A 22,113-nucleotide genomic window follows, 5' to 3' on the forward strand; every position below is an offset into this window, starting at 1 on the left:
CGCCGATGGTACTGCACTCGGGAGGGTGTGGGAGAGTAGGTCGCCGCCGGACAATCTTTAAAAGAAGGGCCCTCGGCCGTACTGGCTGAGGGCCCTTCTTATTTTCCCGAACAGGCGTGACCGCCTCGATCGGCGCGCTGGGCCTCTGCGATCCTTCGCGGAGCGAGCCCAGCCGCCCACCACCGATACATTCCCGTTTTCGGAATGAGACAGTGGCATCGTGAGCAGTCTGGCCGGCCGAACGTGCATTCATGGACCAGTCGACCATCGAGTTGTGCTGGGCTCAGGACGTACTCTGGCTTGCTAGGCTGGTGGAACCGGGCCACCTCCACTGGTGGCCTTCGTCGCGTAAGGCCCGTGGGCGGGCGGCGACCAGCCACGGTGGACCGTCGTTGTGAGTCCGCTGAGTGAGCCAACGAAATGGACCAGAAGTGAACAGAGATAACGGATCGGACGGCGGACAGCGCGGGCGCGGCGACCACGAGGACAGGCGCTCCAGCGAGGGTGGCAGGAGCGGCGGGTACGGCTCGCGTGAGCGAGACTCCGGAGGCGGCCGTCCGTTCCGATCCGAGGACAGGTCGCGCTCCTACAACCGTGATGACAGAGGACCGCGTCGGGACGAGGGATACCGGGATCGAGACGATCGCGGTGGTTCGCGGCGTGACGGTGATGAACGTCGTTCGTTCCGTGATCGGGATGACCGTGGTCCCCGTCGCGAGGGCGGTTACGGTGAACGGCGTGAGGGTTCGTACGGTGACCGTGGCCCCCGTCGTGAGGGCGGATTCGGTGACCGGGGTCCGCGTCGTGATGGTGGGTTCCGCGATCGGGATGATCGTGGTCCTCGCCGTGATGGTGGATCCTCCTCGCGTCGTGAGGGCGGGTTCAGTGATCGCGGTCCGCGGCGCGAAGGCGGGTTCCGTGATGATCGGGGCGGTCCGCGGCGTGAGGGTGGCGAGCGTCGTCCGTTCCGCGACCGGGATGACCGTGGTCCTCGCCGTGAGGGTGGTTACGGCGAACGGCGTGAGGGTTCGTACGGTGACCGGGGCCCCCGTCGTGAGGGCGGATTCGGTGACCGTGGCCCCCGTCGTGAGGGCGGATTCGGTGACCGTGGCCCCCGTCGTGAGGGCGGGTTCGGTGATCGCGGTCCGCGTCGTGATGGTGGGTTCCGCGATCGGGATGATCGGGGTCCTCGCCGTGAGGGCGGTGACCGGGGCCCCCGTCGTGAGGGCGGATTCGGTGATCGCGGTCCGCGTCGCGAGGGTGGTTACGGTGAACGGCGTGAGGGTTCGTACGGTGACCGTGGCCCCAGGCGTGAGGGCGGGTTCGGTGACCGTGGCCCCCGTCGTGAGGGCGGGTTCAGTGATCGCGGTCCGCGTCGCGAAGGCGGGTTCCGTGATGATCGGGGCGGTCCGCGGCGTGAGGGTGGCGAGCGTCGTCCGTTCCGCGACCGGGATGACCGTGGTCCTCGCCGTGAGGGTGGTCACGGCGAACGGCGTGAGGGTTCGTACGGTGACCGGGGCCCCCGTCGTGAGGGCGGATTCGGTGATCGCGGTCCGCGTCGCGAGGGTGGTTACGGTGAACGGCGTGAGGGTTCGTACGGTGACCGTGGCCCCAGGCGCGAGAGCGGCTTCCGTGACGACCGCGGAGGTCCCCGTCGCGAGGGCGAGTACGGCGACCGCGGTCCCCGTCGTGATGGCGGATTCCGTGACCGTGGTTCCCGGGATGATCGTCGTGAAGGCTTCCGGGAGGGGCCGCGTCGTGAGGGCGGGTTCCGAGAGGGGCCGCGTCGTGAAGGCGCCGGATACGGTTCGCGCGGCGAGGGCGGTGGCTACGGTTCGCGCGGCCAGGGCGGTCAGCGGGACTCCCGCCCGTTCTCCAGGGACAGCCGTGAGGAGCAGCCAGCATCGGGGACCCGCGCCAGGTACGGCAGGCCCGACCAGGAGGCCGAGGCCCCTCAGCGTGAGAAGCTGCCCGAGGTCGCTCCGGACATCACGGTTGACGAGCTCGACAAGGAAGTCCTCGAGGAGCTGCGCTCTCTGCCGGGCGACCTCGCGGACCTCGTCGGCCGGCACATGGTGGCCGCCGAGCGGGCACTTGAGGACGATGATCCCGATCGGGCGCATGAGCACACGAAGGTGGCTCGCAGGTTCGCGGCTCGCATCGGGGTCGTACGCGAGGCCGCGGGCATCGTCGCCTACCGCGCGGGGCATTTCTCCGAGGCGCTGAGCGATTTGCGGGCGGCCAGGAGGATGACGGGTTCTGAGGCGTACCTGCCGGTCATGGCCGACTGCGAGCGTGGCCTCGGCCGTCCGGAGAGAGCGATTGACCTCGTACGTTCGCCTGAGGCCGAACGCCTCGACCGGGCCGGGCGCATCGAGCTGACCATCGTCGAATCCGGCGCCCGCCGTGATCTCGGTCAGCACGACGCCGCCGTGATCACCCTGCAGCGCCTGCCCGAACTGCGCGACCCGCAGCCGAAGCCCTGGTCGGCGCGGCTGGCGTTCGCATACGCGGACGCGTTGGCCGATGCCGGACACCAGGAGGCGGCGACCGACTGGTTCGGCCGGGCGATGGCGTTCGACGACGACGGAGAGACGGACGCCGCAGAGCGGTACGCCGAGCTGACCGGAGCCGTCATCGAGGACCTGGAGGAGGACTACGAAGAGGAGTCCCTCGACGAGGACCTCCCCGAGAGCCGGCTGCAAAACTCCAGCAAGACCGAGGCTGGATCGGACGAGGCCGATCTCGAGGATGCCGAGGCCGACGAGGACGAGGCGGACGAGACCGAGGCTCTCGCCGAGGCCGCAGACCTCCTGGCGGACGAGCCGGTGCAGACGGTGAAGGGCGAGCGGGAGCAGACGAACGTCCTCGACAACACTCAGGACACCGCCGCCGAGCCTGCCTTCGAATCCGCTGACGCCCAGCGCACCGCTGTCGAGCCCGACTCCGATGGCGTGCATGGTGCTGCCGGAGGCGGCTCTGAGCCTGACTCCGGTGATGTCCGTGGTGCTGTCGGAGCCGGTTCTGGGGTCGGTTCCGGTGGTGTCCGTGGTGCTGCCGAAGGTGGCTCTGGGGTCGGTTCCGGTGATGTCCGTGGTGCCGGCGCCGAAGCCGGTCCCGACTCTGGTGACGTTCTGGACGCCGTCGCCGACCAGCCGGCAGCGGCTTCTGAGGCTGTGGCGCAGTCCGACACCCCGAGCATCACGCCGGCCTTCATTGAGCCGGACTTCGGTGACAACACTTCGGAAGACGAGCCCAACGAGCGGGCTGAGGGCAGCAAGCCCAAGACCGACAACTGATAGCGAGCTCCGCCGTACCGTGACAATCCGGTACGGCGGAGCTCGTCTTCGTTCTGGGGCACGTTCGCCGGAGTCGTAGACCGTCCTTGGCACGGGTACGACCCGTCGCACCCACCCGGGTATTCCGTCGCGTAAGAGAAGGCCGACGTATCCCGGCCTGGCTGTCGCTTTGGGTGCCTGTCACGAGAACGTCCGCAGCCTAATCGCGGCCGTCCCTTCAGAACGCCTGCCGCATTGGAGCGGTCGCCCCATCAAAACCGGCTAGGCCCCGGCCACGGCAGCGTCGACCGCATCAAGTCGCTCGCTCGTGCCGCGCGTTATCCCGTGGCTCCGCGCGTTCGCCCGCGCTGCCCTCTCTGCCCCGCGTGTTTACCTGCGTTGGGCGTTCGCTCGTGCCCCGCGTGTTCGCCTGCGCTGCGCGTTTTCTCGTTCTGCGCGTTCGCTCGTGCCCGCGCGTTTGCCTGCGTTGGGCATTCCCTCGTGTCAGGCGTATGCCGCGCCCAGCGCGTTCGTTCGCTCAGGGTCTGACGCCAGAGGTCGGACGCCGCGAACCCGACGCTACGGGGCCCGACGTCAGAGGGCCTGGCATGGCAGGGCTGAGGGCAGAGGGCTGATGTCAGGGCGTCACATCAGGGGTGGACTGGGCTTTCATGGAGAGACGCGGTTGAGCCAATGCAGGATCCCCGCCACGTTCGACGGGGCCCCACTCAGCAGCTCGAACTGCTCGGCTCGCTCATCACCTTCGGATTTGAGCGCGGAGTAGCGTTCCTTGGTGCGGTCCCTGACCATGGCGACGGCATGATCCAGGTCCATCCCCTCAGAATGGGCTTGCCGCGTGAGATCAACCCAGACCCGGAGCTCTTCCGCCGACCGTTCGAGCGTCTCCTGAACCGCCTTTACCGGCCCGTAGTGGCTGAACAGCAGCCGTTGTGGCCCCAACGCCTCGAACAGCGCGATTGAGTCGAGTGCTGTCTGCAGGTCGAAGTCCGGCGGAGGTGTCGCGGGACGCAGGTCGCCTGTCTCTGGCAGGTAAACCCCGGCTGCGTCCCCGACGTACAGATCACCCGTGGCGGAGTCGATCAGGCCAACGTGATGTTTCGCATGCCCTGGTGAGTAGTGGCTGTTCAGCGTGCGCCCGTTGCCCAGGTCGATGGCTCCGGTATCGCCGAGCGCGACGATGCGTTCCGCCTCAGTGGGGGACAGCTCACCGAAAAGTGAGTCAAGCTTGTCACCCCACACCATCCGCGCACTTGCCATCAACCGTGTCGGGTCGGCCAGGTGACGTGCGCCCTTCTCGTGTACGACGATCTGCGCTGATGGGAAGAACCTGGCGATGTCCCCCACACCGCCGGCGTGATCGAGGTGAATGTGTGTCACGACGACGGTCGCCAGATCCTCCGGGCCCACACCGAGCGATGCGAGCGCGTCACGCACTACTGGCGCCGAAGTCGAGGTGCCCGTCTCCACCAGGCATGGTCGATCACCCAAAATCAGATAACCGGCCGTGATGCCCGAGTATCCAGCCATCTTGGTGTCGATTTCATAGACGTCGCCGCCTAGCGCGGTGATGTTGTCCACAGGGGCTCCCGAGCGTCCAGCCGTTATCCCCAGAACGGCGTTCCAGCCGATCCGGCCTCCCTCTCATCGTAGAGAGTGATCTCCACCAGAGCACCGATAGGAGGACGACAGTGGACCGAAACGAGGTCTTGCTGGTGGGGCGGTTGTCAGGAACGGTTGAGGAATTCGACCTGCCGAGCGGCGACACCGCGACGAAGTGGCGCATCATCGTCCGCCGCCGTCAGCACAGACGCGGCGCCACCATGACCGACAGCATCCCGTGCGTCACCTTCGACCCGGAGACGGCCGCCATGGTCCGCATCCTCAAGCCCCGCGAGTACATGGAGGTGACAGGAGCGTTCCGCTGCCGCGTCTTCGGCCCTTCAGCGGCCAAGATCTGGAGGTACGAGGTGGAGGTGAGCAGCGCCAAACCATTCAACGAATCCGAGCCCTCCACCCCCGACACCCCCGCCCGGCCTCTCGCCACCCTGGTCCCCCGCCAGGTGGCGTACTTGGAGCCCGCATGCTGATCCCACCCGCCCACGCAAGCAATCCAGCGCGGATCCCGCCCGACCGAACACCCCTGCGCTGGCCGTTACCCCACCGCCCGGCCTAAGCGCCCGTCCGCCGCTCGCCATGGAACAAGAGCTTGCCGGAGAAGACGCCTTCTCCGACCTGCACGAATGGCCCCGGCGAGCGGGTGATTCCCTGTGGGCGAAGCTTCCTCGCCCACAGGGAACTCCACCAGATGGGGTGGTGCCCGCGGAGCGGCGTGGTCTCGCGCCTGCTTGGCCGCGCCCAGCCCGGTAAGCAATCTGCCGCTGATTGCGTCAACCCACCACTCGCTGGGGCACCACCGCGGGAGGTGACGTCCTGCTGAGTGGTGGGTCGACGATTTTAGTGGGGCCGGGTTTAGTGGGGCCGCATGCTTGCCGGGCCGTATGAGGCCAAGCGGTTCGAATGCGTCAATCGGTCGGATGATGCCAATCGGGTCGGATGAGACCAAGCGCTTCGAATGACCAAGCGCTTCGAATGACCAAGCGGGTCGGATGAGACCAAGCGGGTCGGATGAGACCAAGCGGGTCGAGTGGGCCAAGCGGGTCGGATGAGAGCAAGCGGGTTGGGAACCGCACTGCTTGACGGGACGCCACTGCCGTCCGCGTACAGAAGCGTGTTTTCGTGCGTTTTTGAGATGCGGTGCCATTCCCGAGGATTTGGCCTGCCATCTGGCGAATTGGCGGGCATTTTCCGAACCGGGGAGACCGTCGGAGGCCAGGTGCGCGTGGTTGGCTCAGTCGATTGCGAATGTGCGGAGGACTAGGCCGGTTCTGGGTTTTGGGCCGAAGGAGGTGGATTTGCGGGGGACACGTTCGCCGCCTGCGGCTATGGCAAACACGTTCGCTGGCGACAGGGGCTTGAGGATTACGGCGGTGCCGCCGGTCTGGATGGCCAACTGCGTTGCGGCCTTCGTGTCGTGGTGGACGATGCGTACGGCTTGTTCGTCGTCGCGCATGTTCCACAGCTTTGGAAGCACGAACTCCGTGAGGATGGAGGTGTTCAGGGAGTTCCAGCGGTCGGAGTGGTCCGTTGGCATGGCTTGGGCGAGCTGTACCGGGTCGGGCTGGGTGAGCAAGTGAGAGCCGCCTGTTCCGGCGAGCAGGAACGCCGGCTCCTGGGCCTCTTCCAATGCGGCCAGGCCCTGTGCCAGGTCGTCGTAGTCGTCCACGCGCCACGCAGCCCTCGCCTTGGTTGTTGCTTCGGCTAGGGGGAGGCCGGGGATCACTCGGTGGATGGCCTTGAGGTCGGGCGGGTACGCGGTGGAGTCGACGAGCAGGGCCAGCCCAAAGTCCCATGGCCCGATCGCGGACGCAGGTGCAGGTGCAGGTGTGGGTGCGGGTGAAGCCGCGGAGGCAGGTGTGGGTGCAGGCGTTGGCGTTGGTGTTGGGCTTGGTACTTCGGCCTTCGGAGCTATGTGACTTGTTCCGTTTGGCGCCTTTTCGCTTGATGGTTCTGTTGAGCTGCTTCCCTTCTGCGGGCTTGAAGCTTCTCTTGGGCTGGTTGGTCTCTCGGTGCTTGAAGGCCCTTTCAGGCTGATGGGTTTCTGCGCGTTGGCAGGTTCTTCTGGGGGCGAGGGTTGTTGTGTGCTGGCGAGTTGGTCTGGAGGTGTTGGTTCCTGCGTGTTGGAGGGTTCTCCTGAGCCGTCGGCAGCCTTTGTGCTGAGGAGTTCGCTTGGGCCGGTGAGCTTCGGCGTGCTGGGGAGGTTTGCTGGGGTTGTCGGGGCCTTGGAGTTTGAGGGTTCCTTTGAGTCGGAGGGGGGAGGAGCGGGGGGCTGCTGCTCTTGTCGGTGTGCGGCGCGTTCTTGACGTTGGAGGACGCGGTACGTCGCGTAGCGGTGGTGACCGTCGGCGATCAGTGCTTGGCGCGGATGAAGGTCGGCGTTGATCGCGGCGATTTCCGTCGTGTCTGTGATCGCCCATATGCGGTGCGTGAGACCGTCTTCCGTCTGGGCGGTTATGAGGGGACGTCGTTTGGCGGCCACCTCGTTCACCAGGCGAGTGGCCGTGCCGTTGTCGCCGTCGTACAGGAGGAAGATGGGTTCGAGGTTGGCCTGAGTGGTGCTCATGAGGGCGAGGCGGTCGGCGATGGGGCCGGGCACGACGTCTTCGTGGGGAAGGATGATGCCCTGGCCTGGGTCGACCAGGCCAACGTCGCCGATCAGGCCGCGTTGCAGGACGTTCGGTCCGCTCTGTTCGTAGACGTAGAGCGCCGGGACGTCGTCTGGCACGAGCACACCCGAGTCGAGCCAGGCTCGCAGTGTGTCGCGTGCTTTGGTGTAACGGGTTTCGAGCGGTGTCTCGACCCGTGGGGAGTGTGTCCCAGAGGGGGTTTCTGCGTTCGGTTTCGCGGTGGAGGAGTTGCTCTGGGAGGAGTAGGGAAGGATGAGGCGGACGACGTTGTTCGGGTGGGAGTCCAGCAGGGCGTCCACGTCGGCATCGGAGATCAGATCGTAGGGTGGGGAGGTCACCTTGGCGGGATCTTCGACAGTGAAACGTACGCCGCGAAAGGGTCGGAGCACCAACCCATCCGGCACCGGCAGTTCAGGAGTCCCCATACCGGGCATGCTCCCATAAATGCCCGCTCCTCCCGGAAGTCACCCCATGGTTGTAGTCGTGCTCGTCCCGTGGCAGGGCGTGGCGTCGTCGCCGTTTAGCTATGAAGGAGTCCTCACGCATGGCTCAGGACGGAAATGTCAACGATGAGATGCCGGGCACTCCAGGGGGTGGTGTTTATGACTGGTACCAGCGTGGGGTGAAGTTGCTGAAGGAGGGCAGTCCGGCGGCTGCGGCGGCCTTGCTTGAGCGGGCTGCGGCGGCCGAGCCCGAATCGAGGAGCATCCTGGAGGCGCTGGCTCGGGCGCAGTTCAACTCCCGGCAGTATGCCGAGGCGGCGGTGAGTTTTCGACAGATCGTGGACGCTAATCCGGCTGAGGATTATGCCTATTTTGGGCTGGGGTTGTCGTTGTGGCGGACCGGGGATATCGAGGGGGCTCAGGAGCCGTTGGCCATAGCGGTGGCCATGCGACCTGATGAGGGGAATTACGTGTCGGCTTTGAACAGTGTGCGCGCTACCCTGCGGGCTCGCCGGGAAATGTAGGGGGAAGTCAACCGGCCTGCTTTGTGAATGATGATGGGTGGCGCGTTGAGTTCGTCCGGGTCTGGGTGTTGCCACAGCGTTGCTTGGTCTCGGTCAGGTGGGTGTCCGGGGTGGCATCGCCGGACGGTCTGGGGCGTTCTTCGGGGTGAGGTTGAGTTCGGCGGACTTGGCCGTCCTCTCTGTGGGTGGGTTTGGGGGCGACGCTAAAGTCTCACGCGGCGTGAGAGTCAACGGGAAGAGGCGCTGTGCTGATCGACGGGTATGACACCCTGCTGCTCGACCTCGATGGCGTGGTCTACCTGGGCAGCCATGCGGTGCCTGGGGCTCCGGCCGCGTTGGAGGAGGCGGGGCGGCGTGGGGTGCGGCTGGCGTACGTGACGAACAACGCCTCCCGTACTCCGGCTGCCATCGCGTCGCATCTGCGTGAGCTGGGGGCGCCCGCCAGTGCCGCCGACGTGGTGACGTCGGCGCAGGCCGCTGCGCGGTTGGTGGCTGAGAGGGTGCCGCCTGGGTCGAACGTGCTCGTGGTCGGTGGGTCTGGGTTGCGGTTGGCTGTACGGGATCGAGGGCTTCGTCCGGTATCGACGGCTGTTGAGTCGCCTGTGGCGGTGGTGCAGGGGATCGCGCCCGGGGTGTCGTACGGGCTGCTGTCCGAAGGGGCGTTGGCGGTACGGCAGGGGGCGCTGTTCGTGGCCTCCAACGGTGACACCACGATGCCCACCCGGCGGGGGGAATTGCCAGGGAATGGGGCGATGGTGCGGGTTATCGCAACGGCGACAGGGGTTGAGCCGGTTTATGCGGGCAAGCCTGATCCGCCGTTGCATCGGGAGTCGATGATCCGCACGGGGGCGCGGCGGCCGCTGGTCGTGGGGGATCGACTGGACACTGACATCGAGGGGGCCACGAATGCGGGGGTCGACAGTCTGCTGGTGTTGACCGGGGTGGCTTCGGCGGTCGATGTGTTGACGGCGGGGCCGCGGCATCGGCCTACGTACATCGGGGAGGATTTGGGGGCGTTGCTTCTTCCCTATCCCGAGGTGCGGGATGGTGTTTGCGGGGGATGGCGGGCCTGGTGGGACGACGCGGTGCTGCGGCTCGACGGGGATGGCAGCCGAATCGACGGACTGCGGGCCGCCTGCGATGCCGCCTGGGCCGTTGCCGGGGAGGGGCGGCTTGAGGAGGATGTGGTCAAGCCGGTCCTTGATCGCCTTCGATAGGCGGTGTGAATCGCCCCGGGCTCGGTGTCGCTCCGGCTGCTCCGGTGGGCTGAAGGCCGGGCTCAGTTGGGGCGGGTGCACTCGCTGGGTGGGGGCAGCGGTGGCGAGAGTGTCTGGCGGCCGAGTGCTGCTTCCTCGACGGACGGCGGTGTGTCTCTGCTTCCGGAGGGAAGGAGGGCTCACTTCCGGGGAAGGTGGGCTCACTTCTACAGGGAGGTGGGCGTTGAGTTCGCTCCGGTCATTTGAGCCGAGGTAGGCGGCGTGCTTGGCAAGGTGGGTCGGTAGGGGTCCCGTTTTGGCTTCCCGGGGTGGGGTTCGGCTTGCACTGGGCGTGTGGAGGGGGTGGGTGGCGCGGTTGGCTGGGGAAATGTGAGGCGGTGGGGTTGTCTGGGGTTTCTGTGGGGTGATCGGGGTTGTTTGGTGTTGATGTTGTGAATGGGGTTGTCTGGGCGTTTCCGTGAGTGGTGGGGGTTGTCTGGGGCTGGTGTTGTGTGGGGAGGCCGGGGGTGGGGGAGGTCGGCTTCTGTGGGGTGGTTTGGTGGTGGGTGCGGGGGTTGAGGCTGCTCCAGTGGGGTTTGCACGTTGCCCCTTCCGTTTGGCCGTGGCAGCGTGGACGGTCATCTCGTCGGTCGTCAGCTGAGCTCGCCGGGAACGATCGCTGGGGCAGGTCGTCGGGTGGTCAGGTGGGCGTTGGAGGCACGGTCCGGGTGCGTGGCGTTGGTGATCGGTTTTTTGGTTCGCCCATCGCCGAATGACGCCAATCGGGGAGCAAGGTGTCAGATCAGCCTGCGTAGTCGCAGCAGGTCGCCGAAGCTCGCGTCGATCTTCACCCGCCCCCCGAGCAGCGCCCGTGCCAGATCCAGTTCCCCGTCCACCAGCGCGATCAGGTCGTCGCTCGCGATCGTGAGCTTGACGTCGGCCGGTTTGCCGCCCGACGGTGGCCGCTCGGTGAAGGGATCGAGCCCGTCATGGTGCAGCCGGCCGTAGAAGGTCACGTCGAGGTCGGGGACCCGGCAACTGACCGTGCGCTCGACCACGTGCTTGGCACGGTCCTCCTCGTCGATCTCGTCGAACTGGGCGACGAGCTTGGCCAGTGCCGCCCGGCACTCCTCGACGCTTGCCATGATGCGCATCCTTTCTTCCCTTTGCGGACCGTAGCGTTCCACATCAGTAGCACCCCCGTATGAGCTTCAACGCGTGACACGCCTGCCAAGGTCCCGGCCGCTCCCGGGAGGCGTTACCGTCGAGTCATGAGTGAGCTGCCGGGGGAGACCGGCGACGAGCGGGTCGACGCCATCGTGGCCGACCTCGGCCGGCTCGGCGAGCTGCCGGTGAGCGCGCACGTGGCGGTCTTCGACGAGGCGTTCGCGGGGCTGGAGAGCACGCTCTCGCACGCCGTGGACGACCCGAGCGCCGCAGAGGGCGACCGGGGCGTCGTCCAGCATGACCAGAGCGTTGCGGGACCCGACCAGAAGAGCGCCCCAGAACACGCCGCTCAGGCCATGGGCCGCCCGTGAGCCGGAGGATCCGCCTCGACAGCGAGCTGGTGCGCAGGGGCCTGGCCAGGTCGCGCGAGCAGGCCGCCCAGCTCATCGACGCCGGCCGGGTCTCTGTCGGCGGCCGGCAGGCCAGCAAGTCCGCCACGCAGGTGGACACCGCCTCGGCCATCGTCGTGGCCGCCTCGGAAGAGGGGCCCGACTACGTTTCGCGAGGAGCGCACAAACTGCTCGGCGCGCTGGAGGCGTTCGAGAACCTGTCGGTGGAGGGCCGTCGCTGCCTTGACGCGGGCGCCTCCACGGGCGGGTTCACCGACGTGCTGCTGCGTCACGGCGCCGCCCATGTGCTCGCCGTCGACGTCGGCTACGGCCAGCTCGCCTGGTCGCTGCGCACCGACGAACGGGTCACGGTCATGGAACGCCTCAACGTCCGCGACCTGACGCCGGAGATGGTCGGCGAGGCGCCCACGCTGGTGGTGGGCGACCTGTCGTTCATCTCGCTGCGGCTGGTGCTGCCGGCGTTGGCCGAGGTGGCCGCGCCTCGGGCCGACTTCGTGCTGCTCGTCAAACCGCAGTTCGAGGTGGGCAAGGATCTCGTGGGCGCGGGCGGCGTCGTACGGGATCCGGAGCTGCGGGCGCGTTCCGTGCGCGACGCCGCGGCCAAGGCCGGGGAGTTGGGGTTGAGCGTGCGCGGTGTGACCGCCAGCCCGCTGCCGGGACCGTCGGGAAATGTGGAATATCTGCTCTGGCTGGGCAAGGGCGAGGGCGAGCCGCCAGTGGCCGGCCTCGACGCCGAGATCCAGCGTGCCGTGGCGGAAGGGCCGCAATGAATCGGACCGTGCTGGTCGCCGTACACACCGGGCGTGACGCCGCCGTCGAAAGCGCTCGCCAGGTCATCAACCGGCTGATCGCCGCCGGCATCAACGTCAGGGTGCTCGACTCGGAGGCCGAGGAGATCGGCTGCGGCCGGGCCGAGTCCGTGCCGAGTGACCCGAGCGCCGTCAAGGACGCCGAGGTCATGATCGTGCTCGGCGGCGACGGGACACTGCTGCGCGCCGCCGAGCTGGCCAGGCCGGCCGGAACGCCGCTGCTCGGGGTCAATCTCGGGCATGTCGGGTTCCTGGCGGAGGCGGAGGTCGACGATCTTTCCGCCGCGGTCGACAGCATCGTGGCCGGCCGCTACGACGTCGAGGAGCGTATGACGATCGACGTTCTGGCCAGGCAGAACGGCCGCGTGCTCGCCGACACCTGGGCGCTCAACGAGGCCACCGTCGAAAAGCAGGAGCGCATGCTCGAGGTCGTCGCCGAGATCGACGGCCGGCCGCTGTCGCGGTGGGGATGCGACGGTGTGATCTGCGCCACGCCGACCGGCTCGACCGCGTACGCGTTCTCGGCCGGAGGGCCCGTCGTCTGGCCCGAGGTGGAGGCGCTGCTCATGGTGCCCATCAGCGCGCACGCGCTGTTCGCCAGGCCGCTGATGGTCTCGCCGCGTTCCACGCTGGCCGTCGAGATCCTGCCCGACACACCGGGCGGCGTTCTGTGGTGCGACGGACGCCGCCGTTTCGAGCTGCCTTCGGGCACGCGGGTGGAGGTCCGCAGGGGCTCCGAGCCCGTACGCCTAGCGCGCCTGCACGGCGTGGAGAGCACCGGCGCGCCCTTCACCGACAGGCTGGTCGCCAAGTTCGAGCTTCCTGTTCAGGGCTGGCGCGGGAGGGTGCGACCCTGAGTGAATAGAGGGCAGACCGCGTAGGATCACGTGGGCACGGCGGCGTCCGAGCGAACAGGCGTTCGGATACGGATCCGTGTGACCGACCAGACACGGCAGTGAACGGGAGTGGGCAGTGCGACCAAGGGTCGAGGAGGTCCGCATCCAGGGGCTTGGCGTCATCGACGAGGCCGTCCTCGAGCTTTCGCCGGGCTTCAACGTGGTCACCGGCGAGACGGGCGCGGGTAAGACGATGGTCGTCACGGGGCTCGGGTTGCTGTTCGGCGGCAGAGCCGATCCCTCGCGCATCCGACCGGGAGCGGAGCGGGCCTCCGTGGAGGGCACACTGGTCGTTGAGGCGGCCGGACGGGTGGCCCAGCAGGTCGAGGACATCGGCGGCCAGGTCGAGGACGGTGAGCTGATCATCTCGCGCACCGTCTCCGCCGAGGGGCGCTCCAGGGCTTGGCTGGGCGGGCGCACGGTGCCCGTCGGCACCCTGACGTACCTCGCCGACGACCTGGTGGCCGTCCACGGGCAGATGGACCAGCAGCGGCTGCTCCAGCCGGCCAGGCAGCGGGCCGCGCTCGACCGGTATGCCGGGAACAAGCTGGTCAAGCCACTACGGTCGTACACACAGGCGTACAAACGGCACAAGCAGGTCGGCGCGCTGCTGGAGGAGCTGACCACCCAGGCCAGGGAGCGGCAGCAGGAGGCCGACATGCTCCGCTTCGGCCTGGAGGAGATCGAGAAGGTCGAACCCAAGCCGGGCGAGGACGCCGAGCTGCGCGGCGAGGAGGAGCGGCTCTCGCACGCCGACGCGTTGCGCAGCGCCGCGACCACCGCGCACACGGCGCTGCTCGGTGACCCCATGGAGGCCGCGGGCGGCCCCCACGACGTGATCTCGCTGCTCGGCGAGGCACGCTCGGCCGTGGAGGCCGTACGCGACTTCGACACCCAGCTCGCCGGCGTGGCCGAACGGCTGGCCGAGGCCGGCTACCTGATCTCCGACGTGGCCACCGAGCTGGCGGCCTACGCCGAGTCGATCGAGGCCGACCCCGCGCGGCTGGCGGCGGTGCAGGAACGTCGTTCAATTTTGTCCGGTCTGATCAGGAAGTACGGCGAGGACAGCGCCGGCGTCCTGGCCTGGGCGCAGCGCTCGGCCGCCCGGCTGGCCGAGCTCGAGGGCGACGACGAGCGCATCGGGGAGCTCAACGGCGAGTACGAGGAGCTGACCGCCCGGCTCACCGAGCTGGCCGCCGAGCTCACCGGCGTGCGCGAGGCCGCCGCCGAGCGGTTCGGCCAGGCCGTGACAGAGGAGCTGACGGCGCTGGCCATGCCCCACGCCAGAGTCGTGGTCGAGCTCACCCAGAGCGAGGAGTTCGGGCCGGAGGGCCGCGACGAGGTGGAGCTGCGGATGGCCGCGCATCCCGCCGCGCCGCCGCTGCCGCTCAACAAGGGCGCCTCAGGAGGCGAGCTGAGCCGGGTGATGCTCGCGATCGAGGTGGTCTTCGCCGGCGCTGATCCGGTGCCGACCTTCGTCTTCGACGAGGTCGACGCGGGTGTCGGCGGCAAGGCCGCGGTCGAGATCGGGCGCAGGCTCGCCAGGCTCGCGCGTACCGCGCAGGTCATCGTCGTCACCCACCTGCCGCAGGTGGCCGCGTTCGCCGACCAGCATCTGGTGGTGGAGAAGGCGAGCGACGGCAGCGTCGTGCGCAGCGGCGTCGTGACGCTCAACCACGAGGGCCGGGTACGCGAGCTGTCGCGCATGCTGGCCGGGCTGGAGGACTCCGAACTGGGCCGGGCGCACGCCGAGGAACTGCTGGGTCTGGCGGCAGCCGACAGGTGATCCTGGGTGACATAGCGGACACGCCGCGTAATGCGTGGCCTGTGTGCTGTTCGGCTCTGGCAGGATGGTCTTGATGAAGGTTCCGGGGAGCAAAATGCCGGGCCTCCGTGGCAGGAAGGTCGGAGACCTTTCCGGTGTGACGGCAGTGGCGAGAATCGACCGGCGTACGAAGAGGCTTACCAAGCGCCTCAAGCCCGGGGAAATAGCGATTATCGACCATGTTGACGTTGACCGGGTCAGCGCGGAGGCGCTCGTCGCATGCGGTGCGGCCGCCGTGGTGAACGTCGCCTGCGGGATCAGTGGCCGCTATCCCAACCTGGGGCCGCAGATCCTGCTGGAAGCCGGCGTCCCGTTCGTCGACAACGTAAACCGCGAGTTGTTCGAGCGCGTCAAGGACGGCGACGTGGTCCGGCTCTGCGACGGGGTCGTCTACCTCGACGACGACGTGGTGGGCAAGGGCGACACCCAGACCCCGGAGGCCGTCGAGGCCGCGATGGCCGAGGCCCGCGCCGGGCTGTCCGTGCAGATCGAGGCTTTCGCCGTCAACACGATGGAGTACGTTCGCGGCGAGGGCAAGCTCCTCATCGACGGAGTCGGCGTGCCTGAGATCCGCACCCCCATCGAGGGCAGGCATGCCCTCATTGTGGTGCGCGGATATCACTACAAGGAAGACATCGCCACCCTTCGCCCCTACATCCGCGAATACCGGCCGGTTCTCATCGGCGTCGACGGCGGGGCCGACGCGCTGCTGGAGGCCGGCTACCTGCCCGACGTGATCGTCGGCGACTTCGACTCGGTCTCCAGCAAGGCCCTGACCTGCGGCGCCGAGCTCGTCGTCCACGCCTATCGCGACGGCAGGGCGCCGGGCCTGGAGCGCGTGCACCAGCTCGGCCGCGAGGCGGTGATCTTCCCCGCCACCGGCACCAGCGAGGACATCGCGATGATCCTCGCCGACGACAAGGGCGCCGAGCTCATCGTCGCGGTCGGCACCCACGGTACGCTGGAGGAGTTCCTCGACAAGGGGCGTCCGGGGATGGCCAGCACCTTCCTCACCCGCCTGATCATCGGCAGCAAGCTCATCGACGCCAAGGGCGTGAGCAGGCTCTACCGCAGCCGCATCAGCACCTCCCAGCTCCTTCTCCTGGTGATCACCGCGTTGATCACCATGGGGGTGTCGCTCTCCCTCTCGCCGCTCGGCCAGACCTGGCTGAACGGACTGCAAGACGTCTGGAATGCGTTCATCTTCTGGCTGGTCGGACTCTTCTCGTGATCGATTTTCGTTACCACCTCGTCTCCATCGTCGCGATCTTCCTCGCCCTCGCGGTGGGGATCGTGCTGGGCACCACACTGCTGCAGGACCCGGCGGTCAGATCGGCGCAGGAGATGACCGCCGCGCTCACCAAGACGAAGGACGAACTGCGGGTGCAGATCGACGCGTTGGAGGGCCGCGAGGCCGGCAACGACGCCCTCGTCACCGCCATGACGCCCGATCTCGTGGCGGGCGACCTGACCGGCCAGCGCGTGCTCCTGATTGACGCGCCCGGGGCCAACGCCACCGTCCGAGATGCTGCCAAGCAGGTGCTCGACCAGGCCGGCGCGGAGGTGTCCGGGCAGGTCACGCTGACCGAGAAGTTCCTCGACCCCAAGGGCAAGGGCGTGATCGACGGCCTGGTCAACCAGCTCAAACCCGCCAGCATGGTGTTCCAGCCCACGGCCACGAGCTGGGACCGAGCCGGCGCGCTGCTGGCCGCGTCCCTCATCACCAACGACCCGGCCCAGGCCAACACTCCCAACCCCGCCACGGCCGACGTCATCAGCACCTTCGAGACCGGCGGGCTGCTGAGCGCCGAGGGCGAGGTGGACAAGCGGGCCACGCTCGCCGTGATGTTCGCGCCGGAGCGGCCCTACGAAGGGGAGAACGCCGAGGCCCAGGCCGGCGCGCTCGCCTCGGTGGCCGACGGGCTCGACGCCGCGGGCAAGGGCACGGTGATGGTCGGGGCCGCCGCCACCACCGGTCTTCCCGGCGAGGCCGTCACCGCCGTACGCGACGACAGCGAGATCTCCAAGCGGGTCTCCACCGTGGACAACGCGGATATGCCGGGGGGCCGCGTCGTCATCGTCCTTTCTCTCCGGGAGCAACTGAGCGGTCGCGCCGGCCAGTACGGCATCGGCAAGGGAGCCTCGGCCCCGATGCCCGCGGTGCCGTCCGCGACCCCGTCACCCACCACCCAGTCAGGGAGCTGACATGGCCCGTGGCCTGCTGTCCGCTGCGCGCGTTAGCATTCTCTCCGCCCTCGCCGGAGCCGCGATCGGCGCCGTGGCGGCGCGCGCCGCCTACGCCGCTTTCACCCGGAACCGGCCTGCCGACCTGGGTGGCCGCTGGACGCGTAAGAACCATCGCGGCGAGCCCATCACCCTGCTCGAAGGGCCCGCGTTCGTGGCGGGTTCCAGCGCCGCGGCCGCGCTCACGCCCGGCCTGCCGGGCCGGCTGCGCCTGGCCGCGCTGGTCGCGGGTGTCGGCAGCGGCGCGCTCGGCGCCTACGACGACCTGTACGGCACCACCTCCTCCAAGGGCTTCAAGGGCCACCTGACCGCGCTCACCCGCGGCGAGGTCACCAGCGGCGCCGTCAAGATCCTCGGCATCGGCGCCACCGGCCTCGGCGCCGCCGCCCTCGTCTCCCAAGGGCCCGTCGACACCCTGGTCAACGGCGCCGCCATCGCCGGCGCCGCGAACCTCGCCAACCTCTTCGACCTGCGTCCCGGCCGGGCCATCAAGGTCGGGCTGCTGACCGGCGGGCCGCTGCTGGCCGCCACGCTCCTGCGCGGCTCTCCCGCCGCCGCGGCGCTGGCCGCCGTTCCGCTGGGGGCCGCCGCGGCGCTGCTGCCCGACGACCTCGGCGAGCGCGCCATGCTCGGCGACGCCGGCGCCAACTCCCTGGGCGCCCTGCTCGGGCTCGCCGCCGTCACCAAGCTCGGCAGGCCGGGCCGGTACGCCGTGCTCGGCACCGTCGTGGCCCTCACGGCGGCCGCCGAGAAGGTCAGCTTCACCAAGGTCATCGCGGCCAACCCCGTGCTCAACCGCCTCGACATGCTCGGCCGCCGTCCGGCCGACTCCGTGTGATCCGTCGCGCGCGATTGTGGGTGTGGCCTGCCATGATGTCCGCGTGACCGGGTGCGTGGCCGGGGAGGCCGGATGGGCGTGGTGACCGCGCGGGGCGTGGCGGGCGGTGCCATGCTCATCGGCGCGATCACCGTGCTGGCGCGCGTCACCGGGTTCGCCAAGCAGTACGCCTTCGCCCAGACCGTCGGGACGAACTGCCTGTCCACGGCCTACATGACGGCCAACCAGATCCCCAACATCATCTTCGAGGTCGTGGTCGGCGGGGCGCTGGCCGGGATGGTCGTCCCCGTGCTCGCGGGGGCGGGCCGCGCGCGGGCGGGCTGGATCAGTTCGGCGCTGCTGACGTGGGTGGTCGTGGTGCTGGTGCCGCTGGGCGTACTCACCGCGCTGTTCGCGGGGCCGGTCATCGGGCTGTTCTTCGGCGAGACCATCAAGGACTGCCCCGATGCGGGCTCGGTGATCGCGGTCGCCACCCGGATGCTGGTCGTCTTCGCCCCCCAGATCCCCCTGTACGGCGTCGCCGTGGTGCTCTACGGCGTGCTCCAGTCGCACAATCGGTTCGCCGGGCCCGCGGTCGCGCCCCTGGTGTCCAGCATCGTGGTCATCGTGGCCTACCTGCTGTTCGTGCCGCTCAGCGGCGGAGAGAGGAACCCCGCCGACCTGCCGGGCCCGGCCGAGTTGGCGCTGTCGGTGGGCACGAGCCTGGGGGTGTTGTTCCTGGTGCTGACCGTGATCGGGCCCACGGCCCGGCTGGGGCTGCGCTGGCGGCCGACCCTGCGCTTCCCCGACGGCGTGGCCGGGCAGGTGCGGCGGCTGGCGACGGCCGGGATCGCGGCGCTGCTGGCGCAGCAGGCCGCCATGATCATGGTGTTGGTGCTGTCCAACAACCTGATCGGCAACGCGGCCATCACCGTCTACAACTACGCGTGGGCGATCTACCTGGTGCCGTACGCCGTGCTGGCCGTGCCCATCGCCACCAGCGCCTTCCCCCGGCTGTCGGCGCAGGCCGCCGATTCGGAGGCCTTCTCCGCGCTGGCGGCGCGCACCACGCGGGCCGTCGTGCTGGTGTCCGGGCTGGCCGCCGGGGTGCTGGCGGCGGCGGCCGGGCCCGGGTCCATCGTGTTCCTCTGGGGCAACAGCCAGGTCCCCGCAGACCAGATGGCCATCGCTGTCGCGCTGTTCGCGCCCGGATTGGTGGGATACGGGCTCATCGCGCACCTGAGCCGCGTCCTGTACGCCGCCGGGCGCGGCCGGGCCGCCGCCACCGGCACCGTGGTGGGCTGGCTGGTCGTCATGGCGGCGCAGACCGTCTTCGTGCTGGTGCTGCCCGACGGCTGGAAGATCGGCGGGATGGCGCTCGGGATGAGCGTCGGGATGAGCGTGGGCGGGGCGTTGCTGCTCGGCTCCGTGGTGCGCGTCCGGGGGCGTGCGGCAGCGGCCGGGCTGCTTCGGGCCACGGGGGCGGCGGTGACCGGCGGGCTGCTGGGGTACCTGGCGGGAGCCGGTGTGGTCGGGTGGCTCGGCGCGAGCGGGATGTGGGCGAACCTGGGGGCCGCCGTGCTGGCCGCCCTGGTGGCGCTGGTGGTGGGGGCGGCGGCCTTGGCCGTGGTTGATCGGGACGACGCGGGCGCGGTGGCCGGGCTGCTGCGGCGGGGCGGGGGTTGAGCTTGCCGACCCGGTTGAGATGGCTCGCTGGTGAGGAACCGCCGGTCGGAGAGGCTGGGTGGCGAGCTCGTGGCGAGGAACTGCCGGTCGGAGAGACTGCGGTGGCGAGCGTTCGTGGTGAGGGTTTCTGAAGGAGGAGCGGATCGTGCGGGTGGCTTTCGTGCTGGGCACCACGTCCGGCGGCACGGGGCGGCATGTCCTGATGCTGGTGGAGGGGCTGGTACAGCGCGGGCATCGCGTGCTCGTCGTGGGCCCGCGCAGCGTCGAGGAGGCGTTCGCGTTCACCGGGGCGGGGGCGCGCTTCGCCGAGGTGGCCGTCTCCGACCGGCCGCATCCCGTCAACGACCTGCGTGCGGTCCTGGCGATCCGGCGGCTGACCCGGCACGCCGACGTCGTGCACGCCCACGGGCTGCGGGCCGGGGCGCTGGCCGCCCTGGGCATGCGCGGCGGCGGGCGAGCGCTCGCCACGGCCGTGCCGGGTCTGCGTGTCCCAGCGCAGGCGATCGCCAGGGCCTTGCGTGTTCCGTGGCGAGCGATCGCCACCGGACGTCGGCCGCGTGAGGGGTCCCGGCTGGTGGTCACGCTGCACAACGCCCTGACCGCCGGTGGGTTCGTCGGGGCCGTCTACGGGGTGCTGGAGCGGATCGTGGCCGGGCGGGCCGACCAGGTGCTCGTCGTCTCGCCCGACCTCGGCGATCGGATGCGGCACCTGGGCGCCCCGGACGTGCGAGGCGCCGTGGTGGCCGCGCCCGCCCCCGGGCCGCCGAAGCGCACGCCCGAGGAGGTCCGGCAGGAATTGGAGGCCGGTGAGCGGCCCATCTTCCTGACCGTCGCCAGGCTCGCCCAGCAGAAGGGGCTCGACACGCTGCTCGACGTGGCCGCCGGGCCCTGGGACGGGCAGCCGTTGTTCGTCGTGGCCGGCGAGGGCCCGCTCCGCGGCGAGCTGGAGCGCAGGATCACGGCGGAAGGGCTGCCGGTGCTCCTGCTGGGCAATCGGCGCGACGTGCCCGACCTGCTGGGGGCCGCCGTTGCGCTGGTGATGCCGAGCCGGTGGGAGGGGCAGCCGCTCACCCTTCGGGAGGCCCTCATGGCGGGAAGACCGGCCATTGCCAGCGATGTAGGTGGGATTCCAGAAATTTTGGGAGATGGCGGGATTCTGGTTCCGTATGGGGACGTAGCGGGGTTGCGCAGGGCCGTCCAGGAGCTGCTCACAGCGCCTGGAACTGCGGAAAGACTGACTGCGGCGGCTGCCCGGAGGGGGGCGCGGATGCCCGGTGACGACGACGTCGTGGACAGTGTGGCCGAGGCGTACGGCGTCTGGAACCCCAAGGGTGATTAGGCCGGGTCAAGGCATTCTCATATACTGCGTGGGTTAGGGAGGGGAGTATCCCTTCGCGACAGCCTCGTCATCACGGTGCCGCCCCAATCCACGGGGCCCCCGGGGCTGCCGGTCCGCGGCTTTGCGCGGGCGGGAGAGACCTCCGGCGCTGAATGCTGCATGCCGGAGGGTTTTAGTGGGCGTACCCGCCTGGGCCTGGATCGCCGTGATCGGCGGTCTCATTGTTGTTCTGGCCATTGACTTGTGGATTGTCGATCGTGGAGAAGCCCGAGAGTTCTCCATGCGGCAGGCCGGATACTGGGTGACGTTCTACGTCGCCCTGGCCATGGTGTTCGGCGTGGTCTTGTGGGTGACCCTCGGCGGTGGCAAGGCGGGAGAGTTCTTCGCCGGCTACATCACCGAATACAGCCTGAGCGTCGACAACCTCTTCATTTTCTTCATCATCATGAGCAGGTTCGCCGTGCCACGGGCGTACCAGCACAAGGTGCTGCTCGTCGGCATCCTGCTCGCGCTGGTCATGCGCGGCATCTTCATCGCGCTCGGCGCCGCGGCGCTCGAGCGGTTCAGTTGGCTGTTCTACGTTTTCGGCGCCTTCCTCATCTACACGGCCGTCAACCTCATCCGCCAGCACATGAAGGGCGATGAAGAGGAGTTCAACGAGAACGTGCTGCTGAGGTGGGTGCGCAAGGCGTTCCCCACCACCGAGGGGTACGTCGGCTCGAAGGTCACCGTCAAGATCGACGGCAAGCGCATGGTGACCCCGATGCTCATCGTGATGGTCGCGATCGGGAGCACCGACTTGTTGTTCGCTCTCGACTCGATCCCCGCGATCTTCGGACTCACCAAGGATCCGTTCATCGTCTTCACGGCTAACGCGTTTGCGCTGATGGGGCTGCGTCAGCTGTACTTCCTGCTGGGCGGGCTGCTGCAGCGGCTCGTCTACATCAGCTATGGTTTGGCGTTCATCCTAGGGTTCATCGGGGTTAAGCTGATATTGGAGGCATTGCATGCCAGCCATGTCTCTTGGGCGCCCGAAATTCCCATCTGGGTGTCGCTCTCGGTCATCGGCGCGACGATGGTCATCACCACCGTGGCCAGCCTGGTCAAGGCCCGCATCGACGCGCGCCAGGGCGAGCAAGCCCACCCGGAGCAGGTCTAGCGAAAAGGGCTTCGAGGCGCTTTGCTTGTGTAGTTGTGCCGTGTCATAGTTACTC

18 protein-coding genes are annotated in these 22,113 nt (G+C 68.7%); 15 read left to right on the forward strand and 3 right to left on the reverse strand.

From position 1 onward, the window contains the following. Positions 1-594: 594 nt before the first annotated feature. On the forward strand, positions 595-2,226 hold the full coding sequence (locus ACFOY2_RS23625) for a hypothetical protein (protein WP_379530262.1): 1,632 nt from the start codon (positions 595-597) through the stop codon (positions 2,224-2,226). Positions 2,227-2,279: 53 nt separating this feature from the next. Then, positions 2,280-3,299, forward strand: a complete 1,020-nt coding sequence (locus ACFOY2_RS23630) for a hypothetical protein (RefSeq protein ID WP_379530263.1) — start codon at positions 2,280-2,282, stop codon at positions 3,297-3,299. A 648-nt stretch (positions 3,300-3,947) separates the two neighbouring features. On the opposite strand, the gene ACFOY2_RS23635 is transcribed toward ACFOY2_RS23630, so the two are convergent. Next, positions 3,948-4,877, reverse strand: a complete 930-nt coding sequence (locus tag ACFOY2_RS23635) for an MBL fold metallo-hydrolase (protein WP_379530264.1) — start codon at positions 4,875-4,877, stop codon at positions 3,948-3,950. Positions 4,878-4,987: 110 nt separating this feature from the next. On the opposite strand from ACFOY2_RS23635, the gene ACFOY2_RS23640 reads away from it, so the two are divergent. Beyond that, a complete protein-coding gene (locus tag ACFOY2_RS23640; RefSeq protein ID WP_379530265.1) occupies positions 4,988-5,386 on the forward strand; it encodes a single-stranded DNA-binding protein in 399 nt (132 codons plus the stop codon). 761 nt (positions 5,387-6,147) lie between these two features. Here ACFOY2_RS23640 and ACFOY2_RS23645 read toward each other — a convergent pair. Beyond that, entirely contained in the window at positions 6,148-7,968 is a 1,821-nt protein-coding gene (locus ACFOY2_RS23645; RefSeq protein WP_379530266.1) for a DUF1015 domain-containing protein, read from the reverse strand. A gap of 119 nt (positions 7,969-8,087) precedes the next feature. Between ACFOY2_RS23645 and ACFOY2_RS23650 the strand changes: the two genes are divergently transcribed. Beyond that, entirely contained in the window at positions 8,088-8,510 is a 423-nt protein-coding gene (locus tag ACFOY2_RS23650) for a tetratricopeptide repeat protein (RefSeq protein WP_357812306.1), read from the forward strand. Between the two features lie 245 nt (positions 8,511-8,755). Continuing rightward, the gene (locus tag ACFOY2_RS23655) at positions 8,756-9,727 is read left to right on the forward strand and encodes an HAD-IIA family hydrolase (RefSeq protein ID WP_379530267.1); all 972 of its coding nucleotides are present in this window, start codon (positions 8,756-8,758) and stop codon (positions 9,725-9,727) included. Between the two features lie 776 nt (positions 9,728-10,503). Here ACFOY2_RS23655 and ACFOY2_RS23660 read toward each other — a convergent pair. Next, on the reverse strand, positions 10,504-10,851 hold the full coding sequence (locus tag ACFOY2_RS23660) for an SCP2 sterol-binding domain-containing protein (RefSeq protein ID WP_379530268.1): 348 nt from the start codon (positions 10,849-10,851) through the stop codon (positions 10,504-10,506). Positions 10,852-10,977: 126 nt separating this feature from the next. On the opposite strand from ACFOY2_RS23660, the gene ACFOY2_RS23665 reads away from it, so the two are divergent. The 10 genes from ACFOY2_RS23665 (at position 10,978) to ACFOY2_RS23710 (ending at position 22,058) form a co-directional block, all read left to right on the forward strand. Next, positions 10,978-11,244 carry a hypothetical protein gene (locus tag ACFOY2_RS23665; RefSeq protein ID WP_379530269.1) on the forward strand — a complete coding sequence of 89 codons (267 nt, stop codon included), beginning with the start codon at positions 10,978-10,980 and terminating at the stop codon, positions 11,242-11,244. Continuing rightward, complete coding sequence (locus tag ACFOY2_RS23670; protein ID WP_379530270.1) at positions 11,241-12,053, forward strand: TlyA family RNA methyltransferase; 813 nt, start codon at positions 11,241-11,243, stop codon at positions 12,051-12,053. Before ACFOY2_RS23665 ends, ACFOY2_RS23670 begins: the two co-directional genes overlap by 4 nt. After that, complete coding sequence (locus tag ACFOY2_RS23675; protein WP_357812316.1) at positions 12,050-12,949, forward strand: NAD kinase; 900 nt, start codon at positions 12,050-12,052, stop codon at positions 12,947-12,949. The genes ACFOY2_RS23670 and ACFOY2_RS23675 overlap by 4 nt, the downstream gene beginning before the upstream one ends. A 115-nt stretch (positions 12,950-13,064) precedes the next feature. Then, on the forward strand, positions 13,065-14,774 hold the full coding sequence (gene recN, locus ACFOY2_RS23680; protein WP_379530271.1) for a DNA repair protein RecN: 1,710 nt from the start codon (positions 13,065-13,067) through the stop codon (positions 14,772-14,774). Between the two features lie 73 nt (positions 14,775-14,847). Continuing rightward, a complete protein-coding gene (steA, locus tag ACFOY2_RS23685; protein WP_379530272.1) occupies positions 14,848-16,044 on the forward strand; it encodes a putative cytokinetic ring protein SteA in 1,197 nt (398 codons plus the stop codon). Beyond that, entirely contained in the window at positions 16,041-17,018 is a 978-nt protein-coding gene (locus tag ACFOY2_RS23690; protein WP_379530273.1) for a copper transporter, read from the forward strand. Before steA ends, ACFOY2_RS23690 begins: the two co-directional genes overlap by 4 nt. Before the next feature lies 1 nt (position 17,019). Further along, positions 17,020-17,895 (forward strand): hypothetical protein, encoded by an 876-nt coding sequence (locus ACFOY2_RS23695; protein ID WP_379530274.1) that lies wholly within the window; start codon positions 17,020-17,022, stop codon positions 17,893-17,895. A 72-nt stretch (positions 17,896-17,967) separates the two neighbouring features. Next, positions 17,968-19,560 (forward strand): murein biosynthesis integral membrane protein MurJ, encoded by a 1,593-nt coding sequence (murJ, locus tag ACFOY2_RS23700; RefSeq protein ID WP_379530275.1) that lies wholly within the window; start codon positions 17,968-17,970, stop codon positions 19,558-19,560. Between the two features lie 145 nt (positions 19,561-19,705). Next, a complete protein-coding gene (locus ACFOY2_RS23705) occupies positions 19,706-20,899 on the forward strand; it encodes a glycosyltransferase (RefSeq protein ID WP_379530276.1) in 1,194 nt (397 codons plus the stop codon). Between the two features lie 175 nt (positions 20,900-21,074). After that, positions 21,075-22,058: a TerC family protein gene (locus ACFOY2_RS23710; protein ID WP_379530277.1), complete on the forward strand. Its 984-nt coding sequence runs from the start codon at positions 21,075-21,077 to the stop codon at positions 22,056-22,058. Positions 22,059-22,113: the final 55 nt, after the last annotated feature.

Origin of the sequence: Nonomuraea purpurea, assembly GCF_042650645.1 — a bacterium.
GTDB lineage: Bacteria > Actinomycetota > Actinomycetes > Streptosporangiales > Streptosporangiaceae > Nonomuraea > Nonomuraea purpurea.